Origin of the sequence: Paraburkholderia sp. JPY419, from assembly GCF_050435705.1 — a bacterium.
In the GTDB taxonomy this organism is placed as follows: Bacteria; Pseudomonadota; Gammaproteobacteria; order Burkholderiales; family Burkholderiaceae; genus Paraburkholderia; species Paraburkholderia youngii.
This window is the reverse complement of record NZ_JBNDKV010000002.1, coordinates 3,298,953-3,313,471: the sequence shown is the minus strand read 5'-3', so window position 1 is coordinate 3,313,471 and position 14,519 is coordinate 3,298,953. Positions and strand designations below refer to the sequence as shown.

Genomic DNA, 14,519 nt, shown 5'->3' with positions numbered 1-14,519 from the left:
AACCCGCGCCGGATCGCCCGCGGGGCTCCGGCGCGGCGTGCCGATCGGCTATAATTTCTCCTTTTTACGAAGCTATAAAAGATCGACATGGAAGCGGAACGTCTCAACGCGATCGAAGCCTCTCTGGCCGACCTGCGCAAGCGCGCGGACGACCTACGGGGGTATCTTTGACTACGACGACAAAGCACTGCGTCTAATCGAAGTCAACCGGGAACTCGAAGACCCGGACGTCTGGAACGATGCGAAGCACGCCCAGGCACTCGGTAAGGAAAAGAAGCTGCTCGACGATACGGTCGGCAAACTCACGTCGATCACCAACGACGTGAACGACGCGCAAGACCTGTTCGACATGGCGCGCGAAGAAGCCGACGACGAAACGCTGCTCGCCTGTGAAGCCGATGCCCAGGCCATCGAGGCGCGCGTCGCCGACATGGAATTCCGTCGGATGTTCGCGAACCCGGCCGACCCCAACAACGCCTTTCTCGACATCCAGGCCGGCGCCGGCGGCACCGAAGCGTGCGACTGGGCGTCGATGCTGCTGCGCCAATATCTGCGCTATTGCGAGCGCAAGGGCTTCAAGACCGAAGTGCTCGAGCAGACCGAAGGCGACGTCGCCGGCATCAAGAACGCGACGATCAAGATCGAAGGCGAATACGCGTACGGCTTCCTGCGTACCGAAACCGGTGTGCACCGCCTCGTGCGCAAGTCGCCGTTCGATTCATCGGGCGGCCGTCACACTTCGTTCTCGTCGGTGTTCGTGTACCCGGAAATCGACGACTCGATCGAAGTCGAGATCAACCCGGCCGATCTGCGCATCGACACCTACCGTGCTTCCGGCGCGGGCGGTCAGCACATCAACAAGACCGACTCGGCGGTGCGTATCACGCACATGCCGTCGGGCATCGTCGTGCAGTGCCAGAACGACCGCTCGCAGCACCGCAACCGCGCCGAAGCAATGGCGATGCTGAAATCGCGCCTGTACGAAGCGGAAATCCGCAAGCGTCAGGCCGAGCAGGACAAGCTCGAAGCCGGCAAGACCGATGTGGGTTGGGGCCATCAGATCCGCTCGTACGTGCTCGACAACAGCCGCATCAAGGATCTGCGCACCAACGTCGAAATCAGCAACACGAAGAGCGTGCTCGACGGCGATCTCGATCCGTTCATCAGCGCGAGCCTGAAACAGGGCGTCTAAGCGCGCACGGCGCGGCCACGTTCAGTAATCGGGGCCGCGCTTGCTTCGTTTTCCAGTACCGCCTGAGGTTTCTACACTGACTGGCTTCCCGCTTTGCGGCGCACGCCGCGGCGGGCCACCGAATACCAAATCATCATGACTGAACCGACCCAGCCGAATGCGGCCCAGCGGAATGCCGCCCAGCCGAATGCCGCCCAGCCGACTGTCGTGCCCGAAGTGGACGACAACAAGATCATCGCCGAGCGCCGCGAAAAGCTGCGCGAGCTGCGTGAGCAGGGCGTCGCCTATCCGAACGATTTCCGTCCCACGCACCACGCCGAAGATCTGCAGTCGCAGTACGAGCACGCCGACAAGGAAGCGCTCGAAGCGAATCCGCTCGAAGTCGCGATCGCCGGCCGCATGATGCTCAAACGCGTGATGGGCAAGGCGAGCTTCGCGACCGTGCGCGATGGCTCGGGTCAGATCCAGTTCTTCATCACGCCGGCCGACGTCGGCCAGGAAACCTACGACGCGTTCAAGAAGTGGGACATGGGCGACATCGTCGCCGCGCGCGGCGTACTGTTCCGCACCAACAAGGGCGAGCTGTCGGTGCGCTGCACGGAGCTGCGTCTGCTGTCGAAGTCGCTGCGTCCGCTGCCGGACAAGTTCCACGGTCTCGCCGACCAGGAAATGAAGTACCGCCAGCGCTACGTCGATCTGATCGTCACGCCGGAAACGCGCCGCACCTTCGTCGCGCGCACGAAGGCGATTTCGTCGATCCGCAAGTACATGGCCGATGCGAACTTCATGGAAGTCGAAACGCCGATGCTGCACCCGATTCCGGGCGGCGCGGCGGCCAAGCCGTTCTCGACGCACCACAACGCGCTCGACATGCAGATGTTCCTGCGCATCGCGCCGGAGCTGTATCTGAAGCGTCTGGTAGTGGGCGGCTTCGAACGCGTGTTCGAAATCAATCGTAATTTCCGCAACGAGGGCGTGTCCGTGCGCCACAACCCGGAATTCACGATGATCGAATTCTACGCGGCCTACACCGACTACAAGTGGCTGATGGACTTCACCGAGCAGCTGATCCGCCAGGCCGCGATCGATGCGCTCGGCACGGCCACCATCACCTATCAGGGCCGCGAGCTCGATCTGTCGAAGCCGTTCCATCGCCTCACGATCACGCAGGCGATCCAGAAATACGCGCCGCAATACACGAACGAGCAGCTCGCCGACAGCACGTTCCTGCGCGCCGAACTCAAGAAGTTCGGCGTCGATGCCTCGCAGCCGCAGTTCCTGAACGCGGGCATTGGCTCGCTGCAGCTGGCGCTGTTCGAAGAGACGGCCGAGTCGCAACTGTGGGAGCCGACCTACATCATCGACTACCCGATCGAGGTGTCGCCGCTCGCGCGTGCGTCGGACAAGGTGGAAGGCATCACCGAGCGCTTCGAGCTGTTCATCACCGGCCGCGAAATCGCCAACGGTTTCTCCGAGCTGAACGATCCGGAAGACCAGGCCGCGCGCTTCAGGAAGCAGGTCGATCAGAAGGACGCCGGCGACGAGGAAGCGATGTTCTACGACGCCGACTACATCCGCGCGCTCGAATACGGCATGCCGCCGGCGGGTGGCTGCGGTATCGGCATCGACCGTCTGGTGATGTTGCTGACCGATAGCCCGAGCATCCGCGACGTGATTCTGTTCCCGCATCTGCGTCGCGAAGATTGAGCGACGCGAAGCGCGAGTAGTCGTTGCGCTTCGCGTGCAATGTGATGGTTTTGAAGAGCGCCCGGTCGATGCCGGGCGTTTTTTTATGCGCGTTTTCGCTTGGCGGGACCGGTTTCTGCGAGCAGTCGTTTTGTAACCGGCGGTAAAAGCCGCGCCAGTGCGCGCAAATCGCCGTGGTCGCAACGGTCTTGAAAGCTTGCTGACACAAGGCGCGCCGCGCAGAGGCCACCGGCCCACGCCCGAGGCCGCCATCGAGCCGGTTACAAATGGAAACGCTGCCGGGATCGAATTGCCCGACACTCAGTCTCATAGGCAGTCGACTCTGTCAGAAGCGGAGGCCCCACATGGACACCCCTACTCATCAACCCACGCAGCCACGTCGTCTTCATCCGTTGATCGCGGTCGCCGCCGGCGCGGTGCTCGTTGCAAGTCTCGTCGCTACCGCCGCGATCACCGGCGTGTTCCCGAAGGCGTCGGGCAACGGCGCACAGAACGATCAGACACAGGCCGCGCAGGTCAGCACGCAAGTGCCGGGCGTCGTCGATTCGGCCGCACCTGTCAATCCATCCGCGCAACAGCAGCAGGTTCTGGCTCAGCAAGCTGCGCAGCCCGCCCCAGCCCCGGCCCCCGCTCCGGCGCAGCAACAGCAATACGCGCAGCAGCAACAGGCGCCGGCCGCACCTCAGGCGCAGTACGCGCAACAACCCGGGCCGCAAGCAGCGCCCCAGTATGCGCAGCAGCCGGCGCCACAAGCCGCTCATTGCTCGACTTGCGGCACGGTTGTCGCGATCTCTGCAGTTCGGCATGAAGGACATGGCACCGGTATCGGCGCGGTCGGCGGCGCGGTGGCCGGTGGCGTCGTCGGCAACCAGTTCGGGGCCGGCGGCGGGCGTACCGCGTTGACGCTGCTCGGCGCGCTCGGCGGCGGGCTCGCCGGCAACTCGGTCGAAAAACATCTGCGCAGCACGACGTCGTATTCGGTGCGCGTGCACATGGAAGACGGCAAGACGCGCTACTTCACCTATCACGAGGCGCCGCCGTTCCACGACGGCGAGCGCGTGCGCGTGCAGAATGGCGGTCTCGTCGCCGACTGACATCAGCCCCTTCACTCACGCGCTCCACTCTCGTCGACGCAGCCATGAAAAAAGGCGATTCCATCGGAATCGCCTTTTCTTTGCAGTTCAATGAACCAGTTCGAACGCGCGTTCAATAATCCGCGTCTTCGATCCACGCCGCCTGAATCGCTTCGAGAATCTTTTCACTGGAGCGGTTCGGATCGTCGTCGAAGCCTTCGAGCTCCATCACCCAGCGATGCAGATCGGTGAAACGCACCTGCTGCGGATCGACATCCTGATGCTTGTCGGTCAGAGCCATCGCGATTTCTTGCGTATCGGTCCACTTCATGGCGGCGCCCTCCTGTTAGTGGTTTTCCTTCGCGTGATTGATCGAGTAACGCGGAATTTCGACGACCAGATCCTGCTCGTCCGGCATGATCGCCTGGCACGACAGGCGCGAAGCCGGTTCGAGCCCCCATGCCTTGTCCAACAGATCGTCCTCGTCTTCCTCGGACGGCGTCAAGGCGGCGAAACCCTCACGCACGATCACATGACACGTCGTGCATGCGCACGACTTCTCGCACGCATGCTCGATTTCGATACCGTTATCGAGCAGGTTGTCGCAGATGCTCTTGCCGGGAACGGCGTCGATCACCGCGCCTTCCGGGCACAGTTCGACGTGAGGCAGCACAACGATTTGAGGCATACAGTTTCCGTTTGGGTCTGAGGCACAGCGGCTGCCAGCAATGCCGCGTGCAGGCTCCGTACCATTTTACTGGCGCCGCGCGGACTTTTTAAGTCTAGCCGGCGCGCTCCATTGATTCCTGCGACGTTCGCAGTTCGTTCGCCGGTTCAGATCTCGTCCAGCTTGCGGCCCGACAGCGCGCGGCGAATCCCCTTGTTCATGCGGCGCGCGGCGAATTCGTCGGTGCCTTCGGCGAGCGCCTTAGTCGCGGCTTCGATCGCGCCGACGTCCTCGCCCGACGCGACATTGCGCAGCGCGGCGAGCAGCGCATCGAGTTCGGCGCGTTCACTGTCGTCGAGCAGTTCCGCGTCGGCCGCGAGCGCCGCGTCGGTCGCTTCGACGAGACGCTGCGCTTCGACCTGCGCCTCGCGCAGAGCGCGCGCCCGCATATCGATTTCAGCGGTCGAAAAGCTGTCTTCGAGCATGCGCGCGATGTCGTCATCGGCGAGGCCATACGAAGGCTTCACGACGACCGACGCCTCCACGCCCGACGCGAGCTCGCGTGCGAACACGGACAGCAGGCCGTCGGCGTCGACCTGATAGGTCACGCGAATGCGCGCGGCGCCCGCGGCCATCGGCGGAATGCCGCGCAGCTCGAAGCGCGCGAGCGAGCGGCAATCGCTGACGAGCTCGCGCTCGCCTTGCACGACGTGAATCGCCATCGCGGTCTGACCGTCCTTGAAGGTCGTGAAATCCTGCGCGCGCGCGACTGGAATCGTCGAGTTGCGCGGAATGATCTTCTCGGTGAGACCACCCATCGTCTCGACGCCGAGTGACAGCGGAATCACGTCGAGCAGCAGCCACTCGTCGCCTTCCGCGCCGCGGTTGCCGGCCAGCAGATCGGCCTGGATGGCCGCGCCGAGCGCGACGACCTGGTCCGGATCGAGATTGACGAGCGGCGCCTGGCCGAAGAACGCCTCGACCGCGCGGCGGATCACCGGCATGCGCGTCGCGCCGCCGACCAGCACGACGCCCTTGATGTCCTTCGTAGTGACCTTCGCGTCGCGCAGCGCCTTCTTCGTCGGACCGAGCGTGCGTTGCACCAGCTCGGCCGTGATGGTCTCGAAAGTGGCTTCGTCGATCGTCAGATCGAGCGCGGTGCCGTTGGCAAGCGTGAGCTTGAGGTTAGCCTTCGGCGCGCTCGACAACGCCTCCTTGGCCTCGCGCACGCTATCGAGCAGCAGGCGCACGTCGTGCGGCGCCAGCGTCTGCGGCGCGATGCCGGCCTGTTCGAGCACATGGCGGTACAGCGCATGATCGAAGTCGTCGCCGCCGAGCGCGGAATCGCCGCCCGCCGCCAGCACTTCGAACACGCCCTTGGTGAGCTTAAGAATGGATAAGTCGAAGGTGCCGCCGCCGAGGTCGTAGACCGCGTACAGACCTTCGGCGCCGTTGTCGAGACCGTAGGCGATCGCGGCCGCGGTCGGTTCGTTCAGCAGCCGCAGCACGTTCAGCCCCGCGAGGCGCGCGGCGTCTTTCGTCGCCTGGCGCTGCGCTTCGTCGAAGTATGCGGGCACCGTGATCACCGCGCCGACCAGTTCGTCGCCGAGCGTGTCTTCGGCGCGCTGGCGCAGCGTCGCGAGAATTTCAGCCGATACTTCCACCGGGCTCTTCACGCCGTCCACAGTACGGATCTGCACCATGCCGGGTGCGTCGATGAAGTCGTACGGCGCGTTTTCGGCGCCCTCCACCTCGGCCTTGCCGCGACCCATGAAGCGCTTGACCGACACGATCGTGTTGCGCGGGTCGCTGGCGGCCTCGGCCTTCGCCCGGCGGCCGATGCGACGGCCGCCCTGTTCCAGGTAGCGCACCACCGAGGGCAGCAGCACGTGCCCGTCTTCGTCGGGCAGCACATCGGGCAGGCCGCTGCGCACGGCGGCGACGAGGGAGTTGGTGGTGCCGAGATCGATGCCGACCGCCAGACGCCGCTGGTGAGGCGCCGGCGCCATGCCGGGTTCGGAGATTTGCAGTAAGGCCATCTGGATCTTCTCGGGGACGTTGTGCCCCGTCCTGAATGTTCGCGTTGCTGGGGGTGATGCTACGGCTCGCGGCCGCTCTGGTTTTTGTTTGTCGCTTGCTACATCGCTGCCTGCCGGTGCTGCTTCGGCGTGTTGCTGGTTGCCGGCGCCGCGCTTTTTGCGCGCGCCGCACGAAACCGGGCTAGCCTTCGAGCCGCTCGATCTGCGCTTCGATTTCCGACGCGACGCGTTCGATGAACATCATCTGCCGCACCGCCTCGGCCGCCGCCTGATTCGCACCGTTATCGAGCGATGCGCCGAGCTTGTCCAAGCGCTGACGTTCCTCGTCGCGCAACTCGATGAGCAGCGCGTCGAGCGCGTCGACGTTCTTCGCCGCGGCCGCGTCCTCGATGTTCTCGCGCCACTCCATCTGCTGCATCAGGAACGCGGGCTCCATCGCCGTGTTGTTCTCCGCGCCGACGTTGATGCCGCGCAGCGACAGCAGATAGGTCGCGCGCTTGAGCGGATCGCGCAGCGTCTGATACGCCTCGTTCGCGCGCGTCGCCCATTGCATCGCGATACGCTTTTGCGCATCGCCGGCCGCCGCGAAGCGGTCCGGATGCACCTGCGCCTGCACGGTGCGGTACGCGTGATCGAGTGTGCTCGCGTCGAGCGCGAATTGCGCCGGCAGACCAAACAGATCGAAGTGGCTGTCGTTCAGCGATGCCATCGGATGAAAGTCCGTTGATGAAAACCTGGTGTTGAAACGTTGGGCCGTGTCAGGCGTGAGCGCTTCACGCGCGCACGGATCAAACTAAAAAGGCGGCCCGCGCCGCCTTTGATCCGCCGCACGCGGAAAGTAACGAATCTAGACTCGGAACGACTCACCGCAGCCGCATTCGTCTTTCACGTTCGGGTTGTTGAACTTGAAGCCTTCGTTCAGCCCTTCGCGCGCGAAGTCGAGCTCCGTGCCGTCGATATACGCGAGACTCTTCGGGTCGACCACGACCTTCACGCCGCCTGTCTCGAACACCTGATCTTCCGGCGCGAGTTCGTCCACGTACTCGAGTTTGTAGGCGAGGCCCGAGCAACCGGTGGTGCGCACGCCGACGCGCAACCCGATGCCTTTACCACGGCGGGTCAGATACTTCTGGACGTGCTGTGCTGCCTTTTCGGTCAACGTAATTGCCATAACGTTTCTCAGTTGCCGGTGTGCTTGGCGCGCGTGTTCGCGCCGCGCTCACCGGTTGCTTCGTTCTTACCTTGTTGCTGCTCAGGCGGCCTTGCCGTCTTCGGCGACCGCCGCTTCGCCGTGGCGCTGCTTGTAGTCGGCGACTGCTGCCTTGATCGCATCTTCCGCGAGGATCGAGCAGTGGATCTTCACCGGCGGCAGTGCCAGTTCTTCGGCGATCTGCGTGTTCTTGATCGACATCGCCTGGTCGAGCGTCTTGCCCTTCACCCATTCGGTGACGAGCGAGCTCGACGCGATCGCCGAGCCGCAGCCGTAGGTCTTGAACTTCGCGTCTTCGATGATGCCGTCCGCGCCGACGCGGATCTGCAGCTTCATCACGTCGCCGCAAGCCGGCGCACCGACCATGCCGGTGCCGACCGTGTCGTCGTCCTTCGCGAAGGAACCGACGTTGCGGGGGTTTTCGTAGTGGTCGAGGACCTTGTCGCTATAAGCCATGATTACACTCCTTGATTCGTTTCAACCTGCAATCCGATGAACGTTCGATGTCGGTTTCGTTCAGCGGGCGCGTCAGTGCGCGGCCCACTGGATGGTCGACAGATCGATGCCGTCCTTGTGCATTTCCCACAGCGGCGACAAATCGCGCAGCTTGGAAATCTTCGTCTTAAGCAGGTTGATCACGTAGTCGATTTCCTGCTCGGTCGTGAAGCGTCCCACCGTGAAGCGGATCGAGCTGTGCGCCAGTTCGTCGTTGCGGCCGAGCGCGCGCAGCACGTACGACGGCTCCAGCGATGCCGACGTGCACGCCGAACCCGACGACACCGCGACGTCCTTCACCGCCATGATCAGCGATTCGCCTTCGACGAAATTGAAGCTGATGTTCAGGTTGTGCGGCACACGCTTTTCCATGTCGCCGTTCACATACACTTCCTCGATTTCCGACAAGCCTTTGAGCAAACGGTCACGCAGCATGCGGATGCGCTCGTTTTCGGTCGCCATCTCTTCACGCGCGATGCGGAAAGCTTCGCCCATGCCGACGATCTGGTGCGTCGCGAGCGTGCCCGAACGCATACCGCGCTCGTGGCCGCCGCCGTGCATCTGCGCCTCGATCCGGATGCGCGGCTTGCGACGCACGTACAGCGCGCCGATGCCCTTCGGGCCGTAGGTCTTGTGCGCCGAGAACGACATCAGGTCGACCTTCAGCTTCTGCAGATCGATCTGGATCTTGCCGGTGGCCTGCGCCGCGTCGACGTGGAAAATGATGCCCTTTTCACGCGTGATCTCGCCGATCGCCTCGATGTCCTGGATCACGCCGATCTCGTTGTTGACCGACATCACCGACACCAGAATCGTGTCCGGGCGCAGCGCCGCCTTGAATGCGTCGAGGTCGATCAGACCGTCGTCCTTGACATCCAGATAGGTGACTTCGAAGCCTTCTCGCTCGAGTTCGCGGGTGGTGTCCAGCACGGCCTTGTGCTCGGTCTTCACCGTGACGATGTGCTTGCCCTTGCTCTTGTAGAAGTGCGCGGCACCTTTCAGAGCGAGGTTGTCCGACTCCGTCGCACCCGAGGTCCAGATGATTTCGCGCGGATCGGCGTTCACGAGCGCTGCGACCTGCTCGCGCGCTTCCTCGACCGCGCGTTCGGCGTTCCAGCCATAAGCGTGGCTACGCGACGCGGGGTTACCGAACTGTTCACGCAGATACGGGATCATCTTGTCCACCACACGCGGATCGATCGGCGTCGTGGCGCTGTAGTCCATGTAGATGGGCAGATGGAGAGAGTCGTTGTTCATCAATTGCTCCGGGGACGTCATGTGCTCTGGCTTCTGGATTCGATATGGGGCTGCGGCGGAAGAGTTCTATCGCGTGCCGCGCTTCACGAACCGGCCATGTTGAAAACGGAATTGGGACCCTTGGGCGCCACGCGGACGGGTTCGACCGCCGGCGCGTCGCTGCGCCTGTCGCGCAGCACCGCCGGCGCGCCTTCGCGCGAACGCTGCTGGTCGACGAGATCCTTTAGCGAAACCGAATCGAGGTATTCGACCATTTTCTGGTTCAGCGTCGACCACAGCTCATGCGTCATGCAGTGGCCATCGTGCTGCTTGGTGCCTTCGCACGTGCCCTTGCCGCCGCACTGGGTGGCGTCGAGCGGCTCGTCGACCGCGATGATGATGTCGGCCACCGTTACCTCTTCGGCACGGCGCGCGAGATTGTAGCCACCGCCCGGTCCGCGCACGGACTCGACGATTTCATGACGGCGCAGCTTGCCAAACAGCTGCTCGAGATACGACAGGGAGATGTGTTGGCGCTGGCTGATACCCGCAAGCGTCACCGGGCCCTGCTCCTGGCGCAACGCCAGGTCGATCATCGCCGTGACGGCGAAACGGCCTTTCGTGGTGAGTCTCATATGATGTGGGAACCGCAATTCTCGACAATTTTTGTCAAGTATAAATACATGACCGATTTAGTCAAGTATGGGCGGCAAATTTTGTGTCATCTGCTTAATTGATCGCCATACTTCGACGCCAGATCCACATGCGCGGCACACGCGGCATGAGGCTGCGGTTGTCACCCGAGGGATTCGCCCGCGCTCTTCGCCCGATACCTACGCGAGCAACTGCGGGCGCAGCGCGGCGATCAGCCCGCGGCAGGCTGCTTCGCACTGATCGAGCACCAACTCGAAGCCTTCCGCACCGCCGAAATACGGATCGACGACCTCTCGCGCGCCGCTCCAGCGGCCATCCGACTCCGGCACGAACTCCATCAGCAGACGGATCTTGTCACGCTGAGAAGGCGGACACAGTTGCCGCAACGCGGCGACGTTGCGGTCGTCCATTGCAATCAGCAGATCGAAGCGCTCGAAGTCCGCGACCGTGATCTGTCGGCCGCGCAGCGCGTCGAGGGCATAGCCGCGCTGGCGCGCCGCGTGTTGTGCGCGTTCGTCGGGCGGCGCGCCGATGTGCCAATCGCCGGTGCCGGCCGAATCGATCAGAATGCGATCCGCGAGCTTTGCCTCGTCGACTAGATGACGCATCACGCCCTCCGCCGTCGGTGAACGGCAGATATTCCCGAGGCAAACGAAACAGATGGACACAGTTTTCATCAGCGATTCTTCGGCGCTCCAGGCGCCGCGCGTGAGGTCATCAGACAGTCAGCGGACTGCGCCGCGATTATACAAACCTCGACGGATTCGCGCCGGGCGTGGTACAGCCGCGCAAGCGCAGCGGGCTTCGTACCGTCGCGGTCGGCCGCGACTGCCTACGATGCCTCGGCCAGCGGGGTCGCCGCGGCGGCAGGCATCGGTTTGGCCGGCAATGCCGACGCTGTGTCGATCATGCCGTATGACACCGCGCGTGCGAGTTCGGCGGTCAGATGGTTGGCATCGAGCGGCATCTGCGAAGCGCGCGAAGAGATTTGGCCGTTGATGTGCAGATAGGCGAGCACCGCGAGCGACACAACGATGGCCAGAGGCCAGTACACCGATATTGTCTTTTTCATGATGTGTTTTCCAATTAGGGGCGCATGAGCTTTTGGCGCACTATGCCCAGTCGAAATGCTATAGGAATTCACAATCCGGAAAAACCCGCGCACACGCGATACATCGTTGCTCGAAATGGAACAGTCAATTGAGAAGTCTTCCATGAGCCATTGCGGGATCACTGGCACGAAAAAGAAGACCTTACAAACTCATACAAAGCCGCCGCGACGGAAAGCGATAATGATGGTCTTATTCTTACATCGACATTTCTTTGCACTTGCAACTGGTCCCACAAAATGAAACGCATTGCACCTCTCGCTGGCCTCGTGGCCGCCGCGCTGCTCGGCGGCTGCGCGGTCTATCCCGACGGCACGCCGATGTATGGCAACGGCTACGGCGCCTATAGCGGCTATGACGATTACGCGCCGGGCGTAGCGGTCGTGCCGCAATCCAATGTGTACCTCGGCTACAGCGATTATGGTCCGGGACGCTACTACGGCCCGCCGCCGGGCCGTGGCTTCCGCGGTCATCCGGGCGACAACGACCACGACAATCACGGCAACGATCGTGGCAACAATGGTGGCGGTCCTGGACAGCCGCACGGCGGGCCACCGCCGCAGGGTGCAGCGGGCGGTCCGCACGGCCCGAGCGGGACGAATGGCAGCCCGCGCCCCGGCGCGGGGGGCCCGCCGCCGGCGCAGCCGCAGCCGCAAGCAGGCAACGGCGGACGGGGCAACGACTGGGTGAGAAATGCGCCTGCCCGTCGCCCGGGGCAACCGACGGAACATTGAGGACCGTCCGACGTCGAGCTAGTCCCGCCCACGCCCAGGATGACAGCTGTGTGAGCGCGCAGCCGTCAAACCACTCCCACTGCCGCCGGCTCAGCCAATATGGCTGCGCTGCGCGGCATACAACTCCCGGAACGTACGACCCACCGGCGCCGGCATGTCGCGCGTAGCGGTCCAGCCCGCGCCGCCGAGCGGCAGCTTTGCAATCGACCGATTGCGCCCACCCATGCGCTCCAGCACGCGCACGGCGAGTTTCGTAAAGAGCGCATAGGCATGGGGATGCAGCGCGAGCCAACCCCACACCGCCAACCCGGCGCGCTCCTTCCACGGCCGCAGGTGTCGCTCCATCTGCTTTTCGCGCAGCTTGCGCAACAGATCGGACAATGGGATACCGACCGGGCACACGCTGTTGCATTCGCCGCACAACGTTGCTGCTTGCGGCAAATCGAGCGCCTTGTCGATGCCGACATAGCTCGGCGTCAGCACCGAGCCCATCGGCCCCGGATACACCCACCCGTACGCATGTCCGCCGACCTTCTGATACACCGGGCAATGATTCATGCACGCGCCGCAGCGGATGCAGCGAAGCATCTCCTGAAAGTCTCCGCCGATCAGCCCAGTTCGGCCACCGTCGACGAGCACCACGTACATATGCTCTGGCCCGTCCTGATCGCCCGCGCCACGCGGCCCGGTCAGCACCGAAAAATAGTTCGAGGTGGCCTGCCCGGTTGCCGAACGCGGCAGCAGGCGCATCGCTGTCGCGAGATCCTCGAGCGTCGGCAACACCTTCTCGATGCCGGTGACAGCGACGTGCACACGCGGCATCACCGTGCACATGCCCTCGTTGCCCTCGTTGGTCACGACCACCACCGAGCCCGTTTCCGCGATGATGAAATTGCCGCCCGTCACGCCCATGTCCGCGCTCAGAAAATGCGGCCGCAGCATCTCGCGCGCCTCGCGCGTCATGTCGGGAATCTCGGTGAGCCGCGGCCGGCCGTGGGTCTTCGCGAACAGATCGGCGATCTCGTCTTTATCCTTGTGAACGACCGGCGCGATGATGTGGCTCGGCGGCTCGTTGTCGTTGATCTGCAGGATGTATTCGCCGAGATCGGTTTCGATCGACTGCACGCCCATCTGCCCGAGCACTTCGTTCAGGCGCATTTCCTCGGTGACCATCGACTTGGTCTTGATCACCTTCTTTACGTCGTGCTTGCGCGCGATGTCGCCGACGAGCCGCGCAGCCTCCTGCGTGGTCTCCGCGAATAGCATCGTCACGCCGCGCCGGGTCGCCTCGCGCTCGAAGGTTTCGAGCCACACGTCGAGATTCTCGAGCGCGCGATTGCGACGCTCCTTGAGCGCCGCGCGGGTCGCGGGAAAGTCGATCGCGGTGATCGCGCTGGCGCGCGCCGACACGAACTTCGTAGACAGTTTGGTCAGGTTTTGCTGCAGGCGCTGGTCGGCGAGTTTCTGACCGGCGCGAGCCTTGAACTGCATCGATTGAACTTGCATGGCGGCCCTGAGGAGATCGGATTGAAAACGCGCGGCGCATCCGCGCGCGACGCAATGCGTGAAAGACGAGAGAGACGCGACGCGAACAATCGCCGTGTTCGCCGCGCGGGGCTTACACGTCGCCGGCCAGCATCTGCGCGATATGCAGCACGCGCGTCGTGGAGTCGCCCTGGCGGCGCAGCCGCCCTTCGATATTCAACATGCAGCCGAGGTCGCCGAGCACGACCGTACCGGCACCGCTCGCGGCGATGTTGGCGCACTTTTCGTCGACGATCGCGGTCGAGATATCGCCGTACTTGACCGCGAACGTGCCGCCGAAGCCGCAGCAATGCTCGCAGCCGTTCATTTCGGTGACCGCGACGCCGACCTGCGCGAGCAGTTCGCGCGGCTGCGCCTTCACGCCCAGTTCCCGCAGGCCCGAACATGAGTCGTGATAAGTCACCTGTCCTGCGAACTCGCCCGGTTGCAGCTGCACCTTCGCGACGTTGACGAGGAAGTCCGTCAGTTCGAACACCTTGCCGCGCAGGCGGCCGAAACGGTTCATCAGTTCGGGATCATCGCGGAACAGGTCGCCGTAGTGCGCGCGGATCATGCCGCCGCACGAGCCCGAGGGCACCACCACGTAGTCGAACTGTTCGAACTCGCGCAGCGTTTTCTCAGCGAGTTCGCGCGCGAGCCGGCGGTCTCCGGAGTTGTACGCGGGTTGCCCGCAACAGGTTTGCGCAGGCGGCACCATGACCTCGAAACCGGCGCCTTCGATCAGCTTGATGACCGAAAAACCGATCTCGGGACGCATCAGGTCGATCAGGCACGTGACGAACAATCCGACTCGCATGAGCCCTCCTTTCGGGGAAACGTCCCTGATTATCCGCTGTTTGCTGGTGCAATACCAACGGC

Annotated in this window: 16 protein-coding genes; 4 read left to right on the top strand and 12 right to left on the bottom strand. The window is 63.5% G+C overall.

Annotated features, from left to right (window positions below):
• The first annotated feature begins 87 nt into the window (after positions 1-87).
• The 3 genes from prfB (at position 88) to QFZ91_RS21440 (ending at position 3,993) form a co-directional block, all read left to right on the top strand.
• Positions 88-1,192 (top strand): peptide chain release factor 2 gene (prfB, locus tag QFZ91_RS21450; RefSeq protein ID WP_013089810.1). Its coding sequence is split into 2 segments (ribosomal slippage): positions 88-168 and positions 170-1,192, totalling 1,104 coding nucleotides; the frame shifts between segments, so codons are not numbered across the junction.
• Positions 1,193-1,327: 135 nt separating this feature from the next.
• Positions 1,328-2,899, top strand: a complete 1,572-nt coding sequence (gene lysS, locus QFZ91_RS21445) for a lysine--tRNA ligase (protein ID WP_429568354.1) — start codon at positions 1,328-1,330, stop codon at positions 2,897-2,899.
• Positions 2,900-3,243: 344 nt separating this feature from the next.
• The gene (locus QFZ91_RS21440; protein ID WP_429568353.1) at positions 3,244-3,993 is read left to right on the top strand and encodes a glycine zipper 2TM domain-containing protein; all 750 of its coding nucleotides are present in this window, start codon (positions 3,244-3,246) and stop codon (positions 3,991-3,993) included.
• Between the two features lie 112 nt (positions 3,994-4,105).
• On the opposite strand, the gene iscX is transcribed toward QFZ91_RS21440, so the two are convergent.
• The 10 genes from iscX to QFZ91_RS21390 all read right to left on the bottom strand — a co-directional run bounded on the left by iscX (position 4,106) and on the right by QFZ91_RS21390 (position 11,345).
• Positions 4,106-4,303 carry a Fe-S cluster assembly protein IscX gene (iscX, locus tag QFZ91_RS21435; protein ID WP_008922031.1) on the bottom strand — a complete coding sequence of 66 codons (198 nt, stop codon included), beginning with the start codon at positions 4,301-4,303 and terminating at the stop codon, positions 4,106-4,108.
• Between the two features lie 15 nt (positions 4,304-4,318).
• Complete coding sequence (fdx, locus tag QFZ91_RS21430; RefSeq protein WP_013089813.1) at positions 4,319-4,660, bottom strand: ISC system 2Fe-2S type ferredoxin; 342 nt, start codon at positions 4,658-4,660, stop codon at positions 4,319-4,321.
• A 146-nt stretch (positions 4,661-4,806) separates the two neighbouring features.
• Positions 4,807-6,678 (bottom strand): Fe-S protein assembly chaperone HscA, encoded by a 1,872-nt coding sequence (gene hscA, locus QFZ91_RS21425; protein WP_184226654.1) that lies wholly within the window; start codon positions 6,676-6,678, stop codon positions 4,807-4,809.
• A gap of 181 nt (positions 6,679-6,859) precedes the next feature.
• On the bottom strand, positions 6,860-7,387 hold the full coding sequence (gene hscB, locus QFZ91_RS21420; protein ID WP_176369793.1) for a Fe-S protein assembly co-chaperone HscB: 528 nt from the start codon (positions 7,385-7,387) through the stop codon (positions 6,860-6,862).
• A gap of 138 nt (positions 7,388-7,525) precedes the next feature.
• On the bottom strand, positions 7,526-7,849 hold the full coding sequence (gene iscA, locus QFZ91_RS21415) for an iron-sulfur cluster assembly protein IscA (protein ID WP_129959361.1): 324 nt from the start codon (positions 7,847-7,849) through the stop codon (positions 7,526-7,528).
• A gap of 81 nt (positions 7,850-7,930) precedes the next feature.
• Positions 7,931-8,344, bottom strand: a complete 414-nt coding sequence (iscU, locus tag QFZ91_RS21410; protein WP_013089817.1) for a Fe-S cluster assembly scaffold IscU — start codon at positions 8,342-8,344, stop codon at positions 7,931-7,933.
• A 72-nt stretch (positions 8,345-8,416) separates the two neighbouring features.
• A complete protein-coding gene (locus QFZ91_RS21405; protein ID WP_176108193.1) occupies positions 8,417-9,640 on the bottom strand; it encodes an IscS subfamily cysteine desulfurase in 1,224 nt (407 codons plus the stop codon).
• Between the two features lie 83 nt (positions 9,641-9,723).
• Positions 9,724-10,254 carry a Fe-S cluster assembly transcriptional regulator IscR gene (iscR, locus tag QFZ91_RS21400; RefSeq protein ID WP_013089819.1) on the bottom strand — a complete coding sequence of 177 codons (531 nt, stop codon included), beginning with the start codon at positions 10,252-10,254 and terminating at the stop codon, positions 9,724-9,726.
• A 198-nt stretch (positions 10,255-10,452) separates the two neighbouring features.
• Positions 10,453-10,950, bottom strand: coding sequence for a low molecular weight protein-tyrosine-phosphatase (locus QFZ91_RS21395; protein WP_176108192.1), 498 nt, complete (start codon positions 10,948-10,950; stop codon positions 10,453-10,455).
• A gap of 155 nt (positions 10,951-11,105) precedes the next feature.
• Positions 11,106-11,345, bottom strand: coding sequence for a hypothetical protein (locus tag QFZ91_RS21390; protein ID WP_429568352.1), 240 nt, complete (start codon positions 11,343-11,345; stop codon positions 11,106-11,108).
• Positions 11,346-11,621: 276 nt separating this feature from the next.
• Between QFZ91_RS21390 and QFZ91_RS21385 the strand changes: the two genes are divergently transcribed.
• Positions 11,622-12,116, top strand: coding sequence for a hypothetical protein (locus QFZ91_RS21385; protein ID WP_429568351.1), 495 nt, complete (start codon positions 11,622-11,624; stop codon positions 12,114-12,116).
• Positions 12,117-12,206: 90 nt separating this feature from the next.
• On the opposite strand, the gene QFZ91_RS21380 is transcribed toward QFZ91_RS21385, so the two are convergent.
• Positions 12,207-13,622, bottom strand: coding sequence for a lactate utilization protein B (locus tag QFZ91_RS21380; protein WP_429568350.1), 1,416 nt, complete (start codon positions 13,620-13,622; stop codon positions 12,207-12,209).
• Between the two features lie 112 nt (positions 13,623-13,734).
• Complete coding sequence (locus QFZ91_RS21375) at positions 13,735-14,457, bottom strand: (Fe-S)-binding protein (protein WP_429568349.1); 723 nt, start codon at positions 14,455-14,457, stop codon at positions 13,735-13,737.
• Positions 14,458-14,519: the final 62 nt, after the last annotated feature.